The organism is Syntrophomonas sp. DTU019 (assembly GCA_913757435.1).
Classification (GTDB): domain Bacteria; phylum Bacillota; class Syntrophomonadia; order Syntrophomonadales; family Syntrophomonadaceae; genus DTU019.
In genome coordinates, this window is sequence record CAJYDM010000005.1 from 155209 (window position 1) to 173176 (window position 17968).

General features: G+C 50.1%; 18 protein-coding genes. All 18 read left to right on the top strand.

Going from position 1 to position 17968, the window contains the following annotated elements:
- Positions 1 to 11 precede the first annotated feature (11 nt).
- The 18 genes from AC15IQ_RS12690 to AC15IQ_RS12775 all read left to right on the top strand — a co-directional run bounded on the left by AC15IQ_RS12690 (position 12) and on the right by AC15IQ_RS12775 (position 17968).
- A complete protein-coding gene (locus tag AC15IQ_RS12690; RefSeq protein ID WP_483179517.1) occupies positions 12 to 413 on the top strand; it encodes a cobalamin B12-binding domain-containing protein in 402 nt (133 codons plus the stop codon).
- A gap of 5 nt (positions 414 to 418) precedes the next feature.
- Entirely contained in the window at positions 419 to 1378 is a 960-nt protein-coding gene (gene meaB / locus AC15IQ_RS12695; protein WP_483179518.1) for a methylmalonyl Co-A mutase-associated GTPase MeaB, read from the top strand.
- Positions 1379 to 1398: 20 nt separating this feature from the next.
- The gene (locus AC15IQ_RS12700) at positions 1399 to 1794 is read left to right on the top strand and encodes a cobalamin B12-binding domain-containing protein (protein WP_483179519.1); all 396 of its coding nucleotides are present in this window, start codon (positions 1399 to 1401) and stop codon (positions 1792 to 1794) included.
- A 60-nt stretch (positions 1795 to 1854) separates the two neighbouring features.
- On the top strand, positions 1855 to 2886 hold the full coding sequence (locus tag AC15IQ_RS12705) for a s-methyl-5-thioribose-1-phosphate isomerase (protein WP_483179520.1): 1032 nt from the start codon (positions 1855 to 1857) through the stop codon (positions 2884 to 2886).
- A gap of 57 nt (positions 2887 to 2943) precedes the next feature.
- Positions 2944 to 3144, top strand: a complete 201-nt coding sequence (locus AC15IQ_RS12710) for a hypothetical protein (RefSeq protein ID WP_483179521.1) — start codon at positions 2944 to 2946, stop codon at positions 3142 to 3144.
- Between the two features lie 256 nt (positions 3145 to 3400).
- On the top strand, positions 3401 to 4153 hold the full coding sequence (locus AC15IQ_RS12715) for a DUF6125 family protein (protein WP_483179522.1): 753 nt from the start codon (positions 3401 to 3403) through the stop codon (positions 4151 to 4153).
- Positions 4154 to 4377: 224 nt separating this feature from the next.
- Positions 4378 to 5922 (top strand): IS1182 family transposase, encoded by a 1545-nt coding sequence (locus tag AC15IQ_RS12720; protein ID WP_483177912.1) that lies wholly within the window; start codon positions 4378 to 4380, stop codon positions 5920 to 5922.
- A 225-nt stretch (positions 5923 to 6147) separates the two neighbouring features.
- On the top strand, positions 6148 to 7326 hold the full coding sequence (locus tag AC15IQ_RS12725) for a CapA family protein (protein WP_483179523.1): 1179 nt from the start codon (positions 6148 to 6150) through the stop codon (positions 7324 to 7326).
- A 274-nt stretch (positions 7327 to 7600) separates the two neighbouring features.
- A complete protein-coding gene (locus AC15IQ_RS12730; RefSeq protein WP_483179524.1) occupies positions 7601 to 7792 on the top strand; it encodes a Com family DNA-binding transcriptional regulator in 192 nt (63 codons plus the stop codon).
- 483 nt (positions 7793 to 8275) lie between these two features.
- Positions 8276 to 9253 (top strand): CoA transferase subunit A, encoded by a 978-nt coding sequence (locus AC15IQ_RS12735; RefSeq protein ID WP_483179525.1) that lies wholly within the window; start codon positions 8276 to 8278, stop codon positions 9251 to 9253.
- Positions 9254 to 10066, top strand: coding sequence for a CoA-transferase subunit beta (locus AC15IQ_RS12740; protein ID WP_483179526.1), 813 nt, complete (start codon positions 9254 to 9256; stop codon positions 10064 to 10066).
- Between the two features lie 280 nt (positions 10067 to 10346).
- On the top strand, positions 10347 to 11978 hold the full coding sequence (locus AC15IQ_RS12745; RefSeq protein ID WP_483179527.1) for an Ig-like domain-containing protein: 1632 nt from the start codon (positions 10347 to 10349) through the stop codon (positions 11976 to 11978).
- Positions 11979 to 12288: 310 nt separating this feature from the next.
- On the top strand, positions 12289 to 14274 hold the full coding sequence (locus AC15IQ_RS12750) for an oxidoreductase (RefSeq protein WP_483179620.1): 1986 nt from the start codon (positions 12289 to 12291) through the stop codon (positions 14272 to 14274).
- Entirely contained in the window at positions 14255 to 14947 is a 693-nt protein-coding gene (locus AC15IQ_RS12755) for a ribonuclease HII (protein ID WP_483179528.1), read from the top strand. Before AC15IQ_RS12750 ends, AC15IQ_RS12755 begins: the two co-directional genes overlap by 20 nt.
- Positions 14904 to 16364, top strand: a complete 1461-nt coding sequence (locus AC15IQ_RS12760) for a hypothetical protein (protein WP_483179529.1) — start codon at positions 14904 to 14906, stop codon at positions 16362 to 16364. Before AC15IQ_RS12755 ends, AC15IQ_RS12760 begins: the two co-directional genes overlap by 44 nt.
- A 53-nt stretch (positions 16365 to 16417) precedes the next feature.
- Positions 16418 to 16687 (top strand): EscU/YscU/HrcU family type III secretion system export apparatus switch protein, encoded by a 270-nt coding sequence (locus AC15IQ_RS12765; RefSeq protein WP_483179530.1) that lies wholly within the window; start codon positions 16418 to 16420, stop codon positions 16685 to 16687.
- Positions 16687 to 17043 (top strand): YraN family protein, encoded by a 357-nt coding sequence (locus AC15IQ_RS12770; protein ID WP_483179622.1) that lies wholly within the window; start codon positions 16687 to 16689, stop codon positions 17041 to 17043. Before AC15IQ_RS12765 ends, AC15IQ_RS12770 begins: the two co-directional genes overlap by 1 nt.
- Before the next feature lie 76 nt (positions 17044 to 17119).
- Entirely contained in the window at positions 17120 to 17968 is an 849-nt protein-coding gene (locus tag AC15IQ_RS12775) for a deoxyribonuclease IV (protein ID WP_483179531.1), read from the top strand.

Sequence of the window (17968 nt, forward strand, 5' to 3'; positions counted from 1 at the left end):
GGTTATTGTTAATGGCTAAGAAAATCCGTATACTACTCGCTAAACCTGGACTTGATGGACACGACCGCGGAGCCAAGGTTTTAGCTCGGTGTTTCCGTGATGCAGGCTTTGAAGTAATCTATACCGGCTGCCACAACACCCCGGAACAGATTGTGAATGCCGCTATTCAAGAAGACGTTGACATGGTAGGCTTGAGCTGCCTGTCAGGTGCACATACCTATCTATATCCTGAAGTAGTGCAACAGTTGAGAGACCGTGGCGTAACTGACATACCCGTAGTCGGCGGCGGCATCATTCCTGATCGTGATATGCAGCCCCTGTATGATGCAGGCTTGAAAGCTATATTTACCCCTGGTGCTACATTAGATTCCATTGTGGACTGGATCAACAATAATATCGCTGCTAAGGAGTAAATGCCATGGAAGAACTAGGTAAAAGGGCGTTGACGGGAGACATTCGGGCTGTCTCCCGCCTCATCCGCAACATTGAAGACCAGGTCCCGAACACCCATGAAGCCATCAAGCATATTTTTCCTTTTACTGGCAGGGCACATGTGGTGGGGATTACCGGTGCGCCGGGAGCTGGAAAGAGCACCCTGACCGACCAACTGATCTGCAGCATCAGAGCACAGAATAAGACTGTGGGCGTTATGGCGGTTGATCCGAGCAGCCCCTTTACCGGTGGAGCCTTGCTGGGAGACAGGATTAGAATGCTGCGTCATGCCGACGATCCTGGTGTATTCGTACGCAGCCTGGCCACCCGCGGCGCTATGGGAGGGCTTTCCAAAGCGGTGGGGGATGGTATTCACGTCCTTGATGTGATGGGCAAAGATGTGATCATTGTGGAAACTGTTGGCGTGGGACAGCAGGAAGTCGACATTATCAACCACGCCCATACCGTCCTGGTTGTCTTGGTGCCGGGGATGGGCGACGAGGTGCAGGCCATCAAGGCAGGCCTTATGGAAGTTGCCGACATTTTCATCATCAACAAGGCGGACCGTGAAGGAGCGCGCAAGCTCTACAAGGAAACCCTGAGCATGATGGATATGGGTAAATTCCCCAGTGGCTGGAGGCCGCCCATCGTTATGGTTGAGAGCAATTTGGAACCGCACACCTTCGCCAAGAGTGTTGATGAACTGTATGAGAAGATCAATGAACACTATGTGTTCCTCAAAGAACACAATCTCTTACAGGAAAGGGCTCAGCTCAAAGTGCAGACTGAGATCAACGACGCCTTGAGATCGGCTATTTTAGAACCGGTTCTAAGCAGGCTGGTCGAATCAGGCGAATTTGATCAGATGGTGCAAAAGCTTATGAAGAAAGAGACTGACCCTTATACCCTGGCTGACGAAGTTGCCGCTAAGTATTTGATCAAATAATTCAGAGGCATTGAGGAGCCATGAGCCAAGTAAAAGTATTGCTGGCTATGACCGGTTTGGATCCGAACAATAAGAGAATACGGCTGCTGGCACGGACGATTAAGGAGACCAGCGGGATCGAGGTGCATTATTCCGGTATGTACAAGAGTCTGGAGGATAATGCCGCTGAAGCCGTAAGGCTGCAGGTCGACATGGTGGGCTTGAGCATATATACCGGATTGCACCTGACCGTATTCCCCGATATGCGCCGGGCACTAGACGCCGCAGGTGGTGCTGATATAGTCCTCTTCGGCGAGGGACTGATCCCAGCGCAGGATGCGGAGGCTTTGGTGGGAAGTGGTGCCGCAGATGCCATTTTCCCCTCGACGGCACCGATCAAAAGTATTATTGAATGGATACTACATCGGCCGGGCTGATAGGAGTAACAGACCATAGAGAGAAACTTATAGTGCTGATGACGCCGGGAGGTACCGGGTGTGAAACAACCGTTGTTAATGCATATAAACAGCACAGTATTTCTGCGTGACGGCAAACTGGTTATCATGGACCGACGCCTTTTTCCGCGCAGTATCGAAGCAGTGATATGCAATAACTATGAGGATGTGGCACACGGTATTGAGGTGATGGCAGTACAGGGAGCTGGTGACATCGCGATCACCGCGGCGTATGGCCTTTATATGGCAGCATACGATTTGGAATGCCAGCATCTCAGCCCGGAACAAGTCAGAGAATCACTTTCCGCCGTTAAGGAGCGCCTGTTTAAAACCCGTCCCACCGGGTTTCACCTTGGTGCTCTGCTTGATAAGATCTGGAGCCGCATTGTATGGGAACGAGGGGACATTGCGCAACAGATCATGGCTTTTATCGATACAGCGGTGGAGAGGCAGCAGAAGCGTTCTGAGCTGACTGGCAAATGGGCAGAGCAGGTTCTGGAGGATGGTGACACGGTTTTGACTCACTGCTTTCCAGGACCTGCTTTGCTCTATATGCTTTATTATGCCAGGCAGAAGGGGAAAAGGCTGTCTGTCATTGCCACTGAGACCAGGCCATACCTGCAAGGCGCCCGCCTTACAGCCTGGTCGGTATCTCAATTGGACATCCCGGTAACTCTGATAACCGACAATATGGCAGCTTATTGTATGAACCGGCAAATGATCACCAAGGTGTTCACCGCTGCTGACCGGGTGGCTATGGATGGTACTGTGGCCAACAAAGTGGGGACATTCCAGTTGGCTATCGCCGCCAGGTACCATGAGTTGCCGTTTTATATTCTGGGTTACGGGGGACCTGACCGAACCTGTGCCAAGGGGGAGCACATCCCTATCGAGTATCGCGACCCCGAAGAAGTCACCAGTTTCTCAGGAGTAAAGATCACCGGGGATTTGGTCCAGGGGATTTATCCAGCTTTTGACCTGACACCACCCCATCTCATTACAGGAGTTATTACTGATCGTGGCATTTTTCAACCTGAGCATGTAGCGGAATACTGGGAACGCAGATATCCATGAAGCTGCGTGCCGGGCACACCAAGATTATTACAGGCCAACTGCAAAGGGGGTTATATAATGGCCATTATCAAAGAAGATTATCTGCTTCCTCTGGGCAGGCAGCTTTTTATCCCCAAAGAAGGAGCTGTCACCAGTAAAGACGATCTTATCATCGAGACCGAAGGTGACTATATCCTAATCGAAAGGCCGGACTGCGTCATTGTTAAGAACGATGACTGCTGCCGGAGCATCAAGATGACTATCAAGACCAAAGAATAATCAATGTGCAGATTGTCGATAAACCTCCCGGGTAATGCGGGAGGTTGTATTTTAAAGATCTTTTTTGCAGGTTTACCTTCAGTAAACAGCGAATTAGAAATTAATTAAATCTGAGCCCTCTCCCGGTGGAGGTGCTGAAAGGTTTGTCTGATTCAGATACTGGAGGCTCTGTGAATAGCCGGTCGACCGGTGCGGAGGGTTTGGTATTACATGAGCAAAATGTAGATTCCCTTTAATGAAGAGAGGAGGAACACACATGGCAACGATGGATAAGTGGGATGAGGGATTTTCCCAAGAAGAACTGGCCCGGTTGGCCATTGACATGATGCACCGCACCGTGGTTCACCATGTCATGTGGTTTAAAGAGGTTGAGCATCAGATGGGCACCGAAGAGGCCATGAAGATTTTCGACGCTGCTTATAAGAGAAGTTATGATACACAGATGAAACGCCTGGGCAAATTCTTCGGTTTTGAGATGACAGAAGGTGTTCCCAAACCTCTGCTGGAAATGCCCCGGGAAAAGCTTTTGAAATTGCTCAATGAATTGGGCATCAATTGGCTGGCCGGTGACGGCATCTGGTTCCAGGCCGTAGAATTCAAACATGGCATGTATGACGCCAAACGCTGCAATGATACCTGTTGGGCCAAGTTTTCTCCTTTTGAAGCCTGGTCTATCAAACGTTTTCTCAATCTTCCCGAAAACCCCGGTGTCGAAGGTGTCAAACAGGCCCTGCAATTAAGAATGTATGCACGCATAAATGTGCAGTCCATCATAGACGAGGGACCCAACAGCATTGTCTTCCAGATGAATGACTGCCGGGTGCAGTCAGCCCGTAAACGCCAGGGGCTGGAGGACTATCCCTGCAAATCGGCCGGTCTGGTGGAATACAGTTCATTTGCCAGAACCATTGATTCACGGGTGAAAACCGAATGTATAGGCTGCCCGCCGGATGAACATCCTGAAGAATGGTTTTGCGCTTGGCGCTTCTATATACCAGAAGAAGCATAACCATAAATACCAAACACCCTGCCAAGGCAGGGTGTTTTGGCGCCAGGGGAGAGGCATGGGGAGAGGCATGGGGACGGTTCTTTTGCCTGTTTTTTCTCAAAAAAACAGGCAAAAGAACCGTCCGAGACCACTGAAAAAGTCCAATAAAAACATAAAAAGCATACCCACCTGCGGTATAATTAAGTCACCACAACAAAATAAACCAAACGGAGGGAATGCTTTTTATGTTAGTCGAAAACACCTTTAAACAAAGCAGCTTCTACTACGCATTATACCAAATGATACCCGATGATCACATTCTAAAACGGATAAACGCAGCTATCTCCCTCAGTTTTGTTAATGAACTATTAGCAGACCGGTATTGCAGACATTTTGGCAGACCCGCCAAAGAACCGGAAATGATGCTAAGAATCCAGATACTGAAATACCTGTATAACCTGTCAGATGAACAACTGATTCAGGACTTAAGCGTAAATCTAGCCTACAAATGGTTCATCGGACTTAATCCCGAGGACCCCCTACCCGAAACCAGCCTACTTACTAAATTTCGCACCCAACGCCTTAAGGATATTAGTATGGATACCATCATTACCGAGATTGTACGGCAATGCGTGGAAAGAGGCATTATTAAAAGCAGCAACGGTGTCGTAATAGACACCACTCATATCGAAGCCAACACCAGTAAAAAGGTGCCGGAGCGAGTTATGAAGCATCTGGCCAGGAACATATTTAAAGCATTGGGCCAGCAAGAACCTGAAATACCCGATTACACGCAAATAGAAGACCATGTTAAAGCCAAACAAGTTATGAAGGATTATCTGGAAGAACTGATAGAACAAGTTAGCGACGATACCTCAGAAGAAGTCCTTCATGCCGTAGAGGAAGCCCAGGAGATCTTAGCCAGTGACCTGTTCATAGAACAAAAGGGCATACGTTCCCTGGTTGATAAAGACGCCCGGGTAGGCTACAAAAGCAAGACCCAATCGTTTTATGGCTACAAGGCAGAGCTATGCCAGACCACTGACGGTGGTTTAATAACCAGCATGATCGTGGAACCGGGTAACTATGTGGACGGTTTCCACTTTAAAGATCATCTTAATGAGTTCCTGCGATCAGGACTAACCGTGACTGGAGTATATGGTGATAAAGCCTATTTCCGCGCTGATATCCTTAATCTGATCAAGGAAAATGGAGCTTCAGCCTACATACCGGTAAGTGCCAGCGCCTACAAAATCGATGAAGAACTGTTTAGCTACAACAAGGATAGCGACCAGTGGTTTTGTGTTATGGGGAACGAAACGGTAAAAGTAAAATCCAAAACCCGAGAACGGAACGGCAAAAAGCAGAAACTACTGGACTACAGCTTTGAACGTGAGCGCTGCCGAAACTGCCCCCGTCGGACTGAGTGTATAGGCAAGAGCAAAAAAATAGCCCGAATCTTATCCATCAGTATCAATACCCCTGAGTTATATGAATACAGCCAAAGGGCAAAAACCAAGGAATTCCTTGACGAATACCGCAAGCGAGCGAAGATCGAACCCAAAAACGCAGAACTAAAAAGAATCCACGGATTAGACCGTGCTAAAGGCTACGGTCTACGAAGTATCCGCATTCAGGCCAAACTAACGGCCCTAGCGGTAAATTTAAAGCGGATAGCCAAGCTGGTATCCGCTTCACAGAGCCTAAATATTACTTTTGCACAGTTGATGCAACGCAGATTATTGATTAACCGAAAGGGATGGTTCAAAAAGTACTCAGTAGCGGCTTAATAAGGGTACTTTTTCAGTGGTCTCGAACCGTCCCCATGCCTCCGAAAAGCAGGCAAAAGAACCGTCCCCATGCCTCTTTGCCTGTTGACCAGCGACCATGTTCACCCATTTCTGCTGTAGTTGGCAGTATCATTTTTGGGGCCAGTCCATTATTATAAAACATACCAGGGCTAAAGAACTCTGGAACTTATACTGTTCGAGGTATTCAACGGAAGGAGACTTGCAGTGCGTAAACTGGCGATTGTGTTAGTGGCTGTTCTACTAATGATGGCCGGATGGTATCTTTATAGCTGGTATCATGGTCCGCTCTGGGATAAGCCCACAGTGCCGGTTGCGGTGCAGCCTGAAGCGCCGGTAAAACCACACCTCACCATCACTGCTGCGGGAGACTGTCTGATGCATAATACTCAGATCTGGGCCGGACAGGAGGGTGATAGCTTCAACTTCGACCATTTCTTCGAGGATATCAAACCATACCTGGAACAAGGTCAGATCACCAGCACCTGCTTTGAAGCTCCCATGGCAGGAGCACAGGCTGTATATACTGGTTATCCCTTGTTCAACAGTCCGGATGCCATGGCAGATACTTTTAAAAATGCCGGATTTGACATCGTGGTAACCGCCCATAACCACATTCTGGACCGTGGTGTAAACGGGGCCGTGCGCACTATGGAGGTTTTGAAGAGCCGCGGTCTGGATGCATTGGGTACATACTCAACCCCCACCGATAGCCGAAAACCGGTCATAAAGGAGGTAAACGGCATTAAGGTGGGATATATTGCCTATACCTATAGCACCAATGGCATCCCCTTGCCGGATGATTATAAATATATGGTCAATTTCTTGGAGCGGGAAAAAATCGTAGCCGACATCAAGACGCTGCGCCCACAGGTGGATGTCGTAGTTCTGGTGCTGCACTGGGGTGTAGAATACACTCCCAAACCCACCAAGGAGCAACAGGCAATGGCCAGGCTGTTTCTCGAATCAGGGGCCGACGTTATACTAGGGAGCCACCCCCATGTGATTCAAACCATGGAAGTGGTCGAAGTCGCAGGTAAACCCAAATTCGTCATCTACGGTATGGGCAATTTCATCAGCCACCAGAATGGCCAGGAACGCAACAGCGGAATTGTTTTAAAAATGGATTTCAGCAAGGATTCCTCCACCAATCAAACCCGGCTGGAGAGCGTCGATTATACCCCGACCTTTTCGCATCATTATCAACTTAACGGCAAAACCCGTTTTCGGGTGGTAGCGGTGGAAGATACCATACAGCGCATCCGCGATGGAGAGGAGAAGGTGTTTACCAGCCAGGATATACCCATGCTGCAGTCAGTGGCAGATGATACCAAGAGCCGCCTGGGACCTGGATGGAAAAACCCTACCAGTTCGGATAAGAGATGAAGTCTGCTCTAAAGTACTTGTTGCATAATTGCACCGTATCCTGCATAATGAGAAGAAGGATAATAGAATCATAGAGGAAATGGGCACCCACATAGAGATATAAAAGCCTAATTATATTCTGTCAACATATCAACAATTAAATGTATTTTTTCCGGCACTACACTACTTAGCGTAATGTATAATAGTTGACTATTGCGGTATTAGGGTACATGTTGCCAAGCAGGCCACATAGATAGAAAACCTGCGGTAAGATGGTAAGGGGTGGAGAATAGTAATGAACGATCTGCGCTGCAAGAAATGCAACAAGTTGCTTTGTCGTTTTCGGGATTGTGGCGAGTTGGAGATCAAATGCCCCCGTTGTGGAACGGTCAACAGCCTTACTAATTATGTCCACATCACCAAACCGAAAGCAGTCAAAGACGACAGGGCGGTAAGAAAGGTCCGGTCAGACACTCACGTCGGATAAATCCTGAATACATAGCATTAAAGATTTCTAATTCTTCATGATTAGAAACAGAGCGCCTTGGAGCACCGGTAAAGAGCTTGCCGGTCTTGTTTTTTATAGTGGTTTTTATTTTATAGTATATCTGAACATGGCCAAATACCCCGGTCATGTTCTGAACTGATAATGGTGTTCCTTAAAATCCCTAACCAACAAATCCTCATTTGAGGAGGGCCGCCGAGCCCCGTCGATTATGACGGGGCTTTTATCATGTAAGGGGGTGGCAGCAAGCAACAGCATATAAGACACTGGTTCTGTTCGAAACTAGCGCTCAGAAGCCAATTGATAGCCGCGTCTCATGGCTCAGCCAGACATGCTGACCCAGTTGTATTCTGTAGCCTTTTCTGTTGCATGTGGGCCGGGTATCATCCCGGAAACCTGCCTCAATCATCACATGTAACATGTCATTTTACGTAAAAAGTCGTGAACAAGAGGAGGAGGAGAGTAATGGGTACCATAAACCAACTTTCTCTGCAAGAAGCGGTCGCGCTTATTCAAGACGGCGATTGCCTGGCATTTAGCGGTTTTACTATCTGGCGTCGGCCCACAGCCATGTGCTATGAAATCCTGCGTCAGGGGAAAAAGAATTTGCACCTGTTTGAAGTGCAGGGTGGATTCCACAGTGAGGTGTTAGTCGGTGGCGGTGCTGTCAGGCTGTGGGAAGGCAGCTGGATGGGCCAGGAGATCTTGGGCAAAACCGGCGTCAACCTGTCCAGGAAACAGGTTTCCGGAGAGGTTATAGTTGACGACCTGAGCCACGGCCACGCGGTTGCCCGGGCAATGGCAGGTGCGGTCAACGTTCCATTCTTCCCCACCGCGCTGGCCATGGGCACAGACATCTTAAACCCTGAATATGATGGCTTTGCTAAAGCTGGACTGCGCGATGGCAAAAATCCTAAGATCCCGAAAGAGAAATATGTTGTCTACAAAGACCCCTTCTATGATATGGGCGAAATGCTGTTAATGCCCTCTATCAAACCGAATTGGGGACTTATTTACGCCCCCATGGTAGGGAATGAGGGGACTGTGCGTGTGCTTGCTCAGAGCTATAACGATCAGGATATTTTTAAAGCTTGTGACAAAGTAATAGTAATCACGGAAGAAATCGTTCCTGATGAATACCTGCGTCGCGACCCTGCTGCCAATATCGCCACCGGCTATGAGGTCGATTATGTGGTAGTGTGCCCCTGGGCAGCTCATCCCACCGGATCTCAGTTCTATTATGATACCGATGCTGATTTCCTCAGAAGCTTCAATGCCAGCACCAAGACACAGGATGGCTTTGACAAATTCGCTGAAGAGTGGATTTATGGGGTAAAAGATCATTGGGAATACCTTGAAAAGCTTGGTGTTAAACGTCTGGAGACTTTGAGAGCCAGCCAAGCCACCGGGTATTCCAGCAGGGTGAAAAGGGGGACGAGATAAATGACTGCAAGCAATGAATACGCAAAAGTTGGAGAGTTCAAACCAATGGACTTGCTGGCTGCTGCTGCTGCCAGAGAAGTAATCGACGGCGACGTGGTATTCGCAGGTACAGGTCTCCCCATGCTGGCCATTGCCCTGGCTCAGAACGAACATGCCCCCAATGCTGCATGTATCTATGAGGCCGGCAGCATCGATGGCAGACCGATTGATTTGCCGACTTCAGTGGGAGATGCCCGCTGTGCTTATCAAGCGGCTAAATGTGGCGGTTTGTTCGAAACCTTCTATGGTCAGCTCCACGCTGGTTATGTGACCCTGGGTTTCCTGGGCGGTGCCGAAATTGATAAGTACGGCAGCTTAAATACCACTTATGTGGGCACCCATGCCAGCCCCAAACAGCGTTTTACCGGTAGCGGCGGCAATGCCGACATCCTCTCTTTCGCACAGCGGACGGTTTTGATCATGGTGCAGGAAAAACGCCGTTTCAGCGAGCGCCTGGAATATGTGACTTCCCCCGGGTGGATGGTGAGGAACTGGCCGAAAAATGAATATGTGCCAAAAAAGCAAGTCTACGGTAAATATAGTTATGGCGGTCCCACTGCCTGTATTACTGACATGGCCATATTCAGATTTGACGAAAACGGCATAATGTATCTGGATACGGTACATCCCGGGTTCAGCGCAGAAGATGTCAGGAACAACGTCGACTTCGATTTAGACATTTCCAAGTGCAAAGGTGAGACTAGGCCACCCACCTACAAACAGTTGGAGATACTCTACAAAGTAGTAGACCCTGAAGGCATCTTTTTGCCCTAACCAAGGCATTACATTTCCCGCAAAAAGACCCAGCCATACAGCGGGGTCTTTTTGTTTGTCGACAATGGGACAACGCAAACGTCCCCCTGCCCTCCTGCAAGTAATTCAAATCTTTTGAGTAAATACATATATAGGCTCTTGAGGATGAAAACAGAAAGGGGGATCAACTTAAGGCTTTTTACCCGGAATAATCCGGATTGCTACAAAAATTCCATCAATGTATAATTATGAAAATCGCGCGTTTCATTAACATGTATATGTCAAAGGAGGGACAGGCTTCATGAAGAAAACCCGTAGATCCAGAATTGCAGTCTTGTTGGGCTGCGCTTTTTTGTTGTGGACTTTATGTGCAGGTGCGGGTGTAGCGTTGGCTGCTGTGGAAAAACCTGAGGTGAGCGTATACTTTGCTGAAGTAGAGGATGATTATGTTATTCTGGAGGGTGTCGTCGATTACGACGGAGGAGATGATATAACCGAGTATGGTTTCTATTACGGTGAAGATGAAGATGATATGGATAAGGTCAGGGTTGGCTACGAAATCGGAGAAGGCCGTGACTTTTCCAAACGTTTGTATGTTGACGATGAACTCGAGCCAGACACCACCTATTACTTTGCTGCCTATGCAAAGAACTCTGCCGGAACCAGTTACAGCAGGGTCAGGACCTTTGAGACCGGCAGCAGTTCCAGCAGAGATTTGCCCACCGTAATAACTGAAGATGCCGATGTGTATGGCACTGAAGTAGTATTGTACGGCAGTATTGATGACGATGGTGGTTACGACATTACGGAACATGGGTTTTATTATGGCACCAGCCAGAGTTCGATGACCAAGAAGGCTCGGGCCGGATACTACATTGATGAGGGCGACGACTTTGATTATGAACTTGATGGCCTTGAGGAGGATACCAAATACTATTATAAGGCCTACGCCAGAAACTCTGAGGGAATTGCTTACGGTCAAACAAGAAGCTTTACCACCGATGAAGACGAGGGTGGCAGCGGAAGATACAGCGACCGCCCCGAAGTGACCACCAAGACGCCATTAGCTGGTAAGGATTTTGTTGAATTCTATGGCGTCGTTGATGACAGGGGTCGTTCTGATATCAGGGAGTATGGATTCTACTGGGGCTATAACTCCGATCCCTCAAATAAGGAACAGGTAGGAACGAAAATCGATGAGGATCGCACCTTTAGCTTTGAACTTGACGATTATGATCCCGCCCGGACTTACTATGTAAAAGCTTATGCCCGGAATTCTTCCGGCACCTCCTATGGCAATACAGTAAAGGTGGCAGCCAGCCAAACCGGAAACCTGGCCACCCTAACCGTCCAGGCCAATAATGTCATCTCCGGTGCTGCGACCCTGATGGGAACAGTAGTATCCAATGGCGGCAGCACTATCACTGAATATGGTTTCTTATATCAACCGCTGGGCGGTGCCGAGAAACAGGTTCGCTTTTTCGGCAGCATTCCCCCCAATGCACCGTTTCAGTATTATCTGGGCGGATTGACAAACGGCAACTATTCGTTGAGATCCTACGCCGTCAATAGTGCAGGTACTGCATACAGCCAGCCGCTTACTTTTACTGTCGGCAGCGGCGGTTCAGTAGTAACCCCGCCTCCTACCGTGCCTGTCGGCAAGGCTCCGGTAGTCCTGGTCAGTACTCCTGTACAGGGAATGACTATTTCCCGGGGACAGACGATGGAAATCGCCTCTAGTTCTACTGATGATGTCAAGGTTGAAGCCATGGGATTATATATAAATGGGGTTCAACGGTTCCGCTGCACCGGTTCCAGTTTCCAATACTGGTGGAACACCGCCGGGGTGGCCCCAGGGACTTACACCATCCGCATCACATCCTGGGATGGCATCCTGGTAGGTGAACGCCTGTTGAGTGTTAACGTAATTTAAATTGTAGCCAAATACAGAAAAGGGCTTTTCCCAGTTTTTTCGTAATAATGTTATAAAATCTAATTGAAGCGAATTATTGCCGCGCATCACGGCGGCAGTGTCCAGGGGCAGGCCCAGAGCCTGCCCCTAAAGTCTGTTTTACACCCCAGATACAGTAAAACGCTGCTGGTAGTTACGGTTTTTAGCGAATAGGAGGGAGATTTCGCATTTCTATGTGATTCGGGAAGGAAATAGATGGTTTAAGAGAGAAAAATCATATAATATCAGAGGCCACAAAATATAGACAGGCCATAGGAGGAAGGGGTAAGTGATGGGTTGCTATCCGAATTTGTTTTCTGAACTGCGTGTCGGGCAGATTACACTGAAAAACCGTGTTGTAATGGGGCCGATGTTGGTCGGCTATGCTGACCAAAACGGCAGGGTGAATGAAAATGTCATTAAGTACTATGAGGCCAGGGCTCGGGGGGGAGCAGGTCTTATAGTAGTTGAGGCCAGCTGTGTAGATGTTCCTACCGGAAAAGAGGGCGTTGGACAGATACACATTGATGAACCCGGTTGTATTCCCGGCCTGACCAGCCTGGCCAAAGCCATCAAGAAGCATGACTGCAAAGCCCTTATACAGCTTTTCCATGCCGGGCGGCAGACCTCCAGCCAGATAACCGGAGTACCTCCGGTAGCTCCGACCCGACAGGGGCTGACTCCAAGCCGGGAAGTACCCAGAGAACTAAGCCGCAGTGAAATAAAACATCTGATCGCGCAATTTGTGCAGGCGGCTGATTTTGCCCACCGGGCCGGAATGGACGGGGTCGAGCTGCATGCCGCTCACGGCTATTTGTTAAATGAGTTTCTTTCACCGAAGATGAACACCCGTCAGGATGAATACGGAGGTTCTCTAGAGAACCGCATGCGCATTCTGCTGGAGATAATCAGCGGGATCAAAGCTCAGCACAGTGATCTGGTGATTTCAGTGCGCCTCAACGTAGATGATTTCACCCCAGGAGGGTTGCAGCCCGATCAGAGCGCAATTATCGCCAGCGAGCTGGAAAAGCGGGGTGCAGACATTATTAATTGCACCTGCGGCACCTATGAATCCGGGCTCACCAGTATTGAACCGGCGTCTTACCCGGAGGGCTGGCGGGTCTATTTGGCTGAGAAGATAAAACAGTATGTGCGTATCCCGGTGGTTACCGGAGGCATGATACACAACCCGGCTTTTGCTGAACAGGTGGTGGCTGAGGGGCGCTCCGACCTGGTGTTTTTGGGACGCAGCTTGCTAGCCGATCCCAAATGGCCTGCCAAGGCGCTGCGGGGCAGGGTCCACGAGATTAGGCCTTGTATTCGCTGCAACGGCTGCATTAATCTACATTTTGCAGGGATGCCGGTGAGCTGCACGGTCAACCCGGCTACCGGCAGGGAAAAACAGTATAATTCCCGGATAGCCAAGGTGGCGGCGAAATCCAGGGTGGACATCGTGGGTGCCGGCCCGGCAGGGATACAGGCAGCCCTTACCCTTGATAAAATGGGATTTGAAGTAGCGCTTTTTGAAAAATCATCTTGCCCCGGCGGCCTGTTGGGCTTTGCAGCTACACCGCCGCACAAAGACCGCCTTAAAGATTTTCACCAGTATCTGGCCAGCCAATTGAATAACAGCGGGGTAAAGCAGATTTATGAACATCAATACCTGATAGGCGATCTGCAAAACCGCCAGCCCGATCATCTCATCATCTCCACCGGCTCCAGGCCTCAGACTCCTAAGCTGCCCGGCATTGATCGCTGCCTGGGCTTGGAGGCTGTCCTCTCCGGCCAAGTTGAAGTTGCCGGGGAAGAAGTGGTGATTATAGGTGGGGGCAGCAACGGTTGTGAAGTGGCTGATTTCCTGCTGCAGCATGGCAAGCACCGTATCACCATCGTGGAGGGACGCTCTCGGTTGGCTGCCGACATGGAAAGAAAAAATCGCCGTGATCTGTTGAATCGCCTGGAAGCAGGCGGTGTAATGATGCTGGTGAAACATAAAGTGCTGGAAATTACCCCGACCGGAGTGGTGATCGCGGATGCGACCCAGCAGCCTCGAGAAATCTCGGCGCAAGCGGTCATTGCGGCCACGGGCTACAGGTCTGTCAACCAGCTGTATCATCAGGCGCGGCGCATGATGTCATCGGTATATGTGATTGGCGATGCTTTGCGGGTCAGGGGATTTAAAAGCGCTATCCTGGAGGGTCACATGACCGCTTATATGATATACCAAGAAGAGTTGAAATCAAAAAGGAGCTACAGCATTGACTCCCGAGGATGTTAAGAAAGAGAAAAAACGGCTGGCGGCGATGATGAAGTATGAACGCCAGGCTTACCGGAACGGTCATCATATCATCGCCGGCCTTGATGAAGTGGGGCGCGGCCCTCTGGCGGGGCCAGTGGTGGCTGCGGCGGTAATCCTGCCGAGCCGCTTTTTCCTGGCTGGCATCAATGATTCCAAACAACTGAGTGCGATCAAGCGCAATCGTCTGGCCGCCGAGATCAAACAGCATGCCATTGCCTGGACGGTGGCCAGCGTATACCCCACCCGCCTCGATGAAGTGAACATACTCAATGCCACTCGTGAAGCCATGAGCCATTGCATTACCCACCTCAATCCGCGACCGGATTTTCTGCTCATCGATGCCCTCCGTCTCCCTAACCTGGAAATTGAGCAAATGGCACTGGTGCAAGGTGACAGTCTAAGCGCCTCCATTGCCTGTGCTTCTATTTTAGCCAAAGTGGAACGCGACATGGCGATGGAGGGATTTAACCAGCTTTATCCCGGCTATGGGCTGGACAAGCACAAAGGCTACGCCACCCGGGAACATATAGAAGCCTTGTGGCGGCTGGGACCATGCGATATCCACCGCAGGAGTTTCGATCCTATAAAAACCTGGTTTAGCGGAGGAAATGATGTACAACAACCCGCTCTATTTGAACAGGACGAGTCTTGAACTGGCTCACCTGCCAGTTGAAGGCGATATTGTATTCCGTCAGGGGGAGTTGCTGCAGGGTGTGGTAAAATCCGTCAACCCAGATGGAATAGTCCTGCTGTCGTTGAAAGGGCGGGTCATAGAGGCGGCTGCTCAGGTCCCGGTGGCAGTCGGGCAGCACCTGTTGCTGGCTGTGGACCAAATAGATGCCAGGGGGGTGAGGCTGAAAGTAATGACCCCTGCAGAGGCGCAGCATAGTCAAGACCAGTTTATCGCTGATCGGTTGATGGAGATGGGAATTCCGCCCAAGCCCGGCCATGTCAACATGGCAAAACATTTATTGAGTTATGACCTGATTCTCAACCGCCCTAATATGGAGGCCTTGATAAAGAGCACCGCTCTGTTGGGTGCTGCTACCCAGGAAAATATCAATTTAGCGGCCTTTCAAACCGCCTGCGGATTTCCCCGGGACAGTGTGCTCTTACAGGCCCTGGCGCAATATGCCAGCCCGGGCTCAGATCTGAATATGCTCATTAAAGATGTATTGAGGGCACTGTCTGATTGGAATAATGCGAAAGGACCCGGGCAGCAGCCTGGATCCACGCCTAGCCCTGCTCCTGCCGTCAATACAGCCATGCTCACCCCGGATGCGGCTGCCGCGGCAGACAGCCTTCGGGTCGGCTCTGCCATCGAAGCCTCTCCGGCTCCGGCTGTAATCCAACCTGCAGTACAGAGCCTTTTACCCGAAGAGGCTCTGAAAAGGCTGCTTGCGTTGGTAAAGCAGGAATTGGCCTCCCTCTCCCTGAATCTTGGAGAGGCATCCCCGGATGTTGCCACGCGCCTAGAAAAAATCCTGCGCTCCCAACCTGATGTGCTGCGAGGGCTGTTGCTTCTGGAAGAGACCCTCAAACATAATCAAAGCCTGGCTTCAGACCGGGCCGGTATTACCGTAATGAATAAGCTGGAAAGCTTAAGCCGCGAGATGTTGGGACAACACCTCATCAACCTCACTGCTTCCACAACTGACGAGGCGCCGCAGTATTATTTTTCCCTGCCGTTGCAGTGGGGCCTTGACACACAGCCATGTGAAGTCCGCATTAGCGGAGATGCTGCAAGATCTGGATTGAGAGAACAGGAGCAGATCACAGTGGCGGTGGCCCTAGAGACCCCCCGGTTGGGAGCGGTATTGTTCCATGTCACCTGGCACCGCAGCCAACAAATCGAAATACGCGGCGTCATAGACAGCCAGCTGGGCTTAAAGCGGCTGCGTCCTTATATGCAGGAATTAGAACAGGCGCTGCAGGAATTAGGCTATACGGTAAAGGACTATGGCCTTAAAGTCATACCTGCCCTAGAAAGCGACAGCCTGAAAATCGCACCCCAACCCCCGGTCAAAGCAGGGCGGGGAGGATGGCTGAAGGTTGACATCCAGATATAGAAGTGCAATTGATTAGTTGGGCGGTACCCGGCATCAACTCGGAGGGAAAGGCTATGGAAGAAAAGACGGCTTTGAATCAGGCAGTGGCCCTGTACTACGATCAGGAAAAAAATATGGCCCCGGTGGTAGTGGCCAAAGGACAGGGGTATATCGCTGACACCATAAAAGCCCTGGCTGCAGAACACCACATTCCGGTGGAGGAAAACCAGACCCTGGTCAAATACCTCATGGCCTTGCAATTATATGAGGAGATACCGCCTCAGTTGTATCAGGTGGTAGCGGAAATACTGGCTTTCATTTACCGCGTTGACCGGCGTTATTGATGGTGGTCACTATGGTCAATACCTTAGGCAAGCACGGCGAGAATATAGCAGACGCATATCTGCAGCGAAAAGGCTATCATATCCTGGAACGCAACTATCGCAGCCCCTACGGGGAGATCGATATCATCTGCTCGATTCAGCAGGAACTGGTCTTTGTGGAGGTCAAAACCCGGCGGGGGACCGGGTTCGGAGTACCGCAGGCAGCCGTCACCCGCCGGAAACAGGATCATATCAGGAAATCGGCCTTATACTATCTGGCCACGGTTGATCGGGCCTACTCCAATATCCGTTTTGATGTGATCGCCATACTGCTAAAGTCCTCCCCGCTGATAAATCATATTGAAGCGGCTTTTTAAACCGCCATTATTATCGCTCAAGCGGTTTAAGCGCAGCCCCGACGCTCATACTAACAAAGATCGAGGAGGTACGAGCATGGGTTCGATCGGAGCACATATGGGCATTGGCCGGGGCTTGAAAAACACTGCTGATCAAGCCCTGGACCTGGAACTGGAATGCCTGCAGATTTTTTTGCGCAATCCCCGTGGCAGCAAAGCCCGCCAGTTGAAAGACAGTGAGCTGAGCTACTTCAAAAGCATGATGGCGGCGCATAGCATCAGCCCGCTGGTAGTGCATGTCAGCTATATTTGCAACCCGGCCGCAGCAGACCCGCATTTGTACGATCTGGCTGGCGCCATTGTGGCCGAGGACCTTATGCGCTGTGCCCAAATCGGGGCCGATTATCTGGTTCTCCATCCCGGCTCATTCACCAGTAGCTCAGCACCCCAAGCCATCACCCGGGTGGCGCATCTGCTCAATCAGGTGCTAAAACAGGATTCGAGCCTGGTTACTATACTTCTGGAGACCATGTCCGGGCAGGGCACCGAAGTGGGCAGGGATTTTACCGAATTACATGAAATAGTGGAGATGGTCGAACTAAAGGATAGAATAGGGATATGCTATGACACCTGCCATACTTATGCAGCAGGTTATGATTGCAGTAACAGAGCTGGCCTGGAGCAGATCCTCCACGACATAGATTGCAGCTTTGGCCGTGAGCGCATCAAGTTGTTGCATGCCAATGACTGCCAGACTGCCCTGGGGTCGCATCGCGACCGGCACGCCCATGTGGGACAAGGATTTATCGGCCTGGATGGTTTTGCTGAATTGTTGTCCCATCCCTTCTGGGGTCAACTGCCTATGATCGTGGAGACACCGCTTGAAGGACTGCAGGAAGATATCATAAAATTGAAAAGACTACGTCAACAACAGTGGAGAGGATGA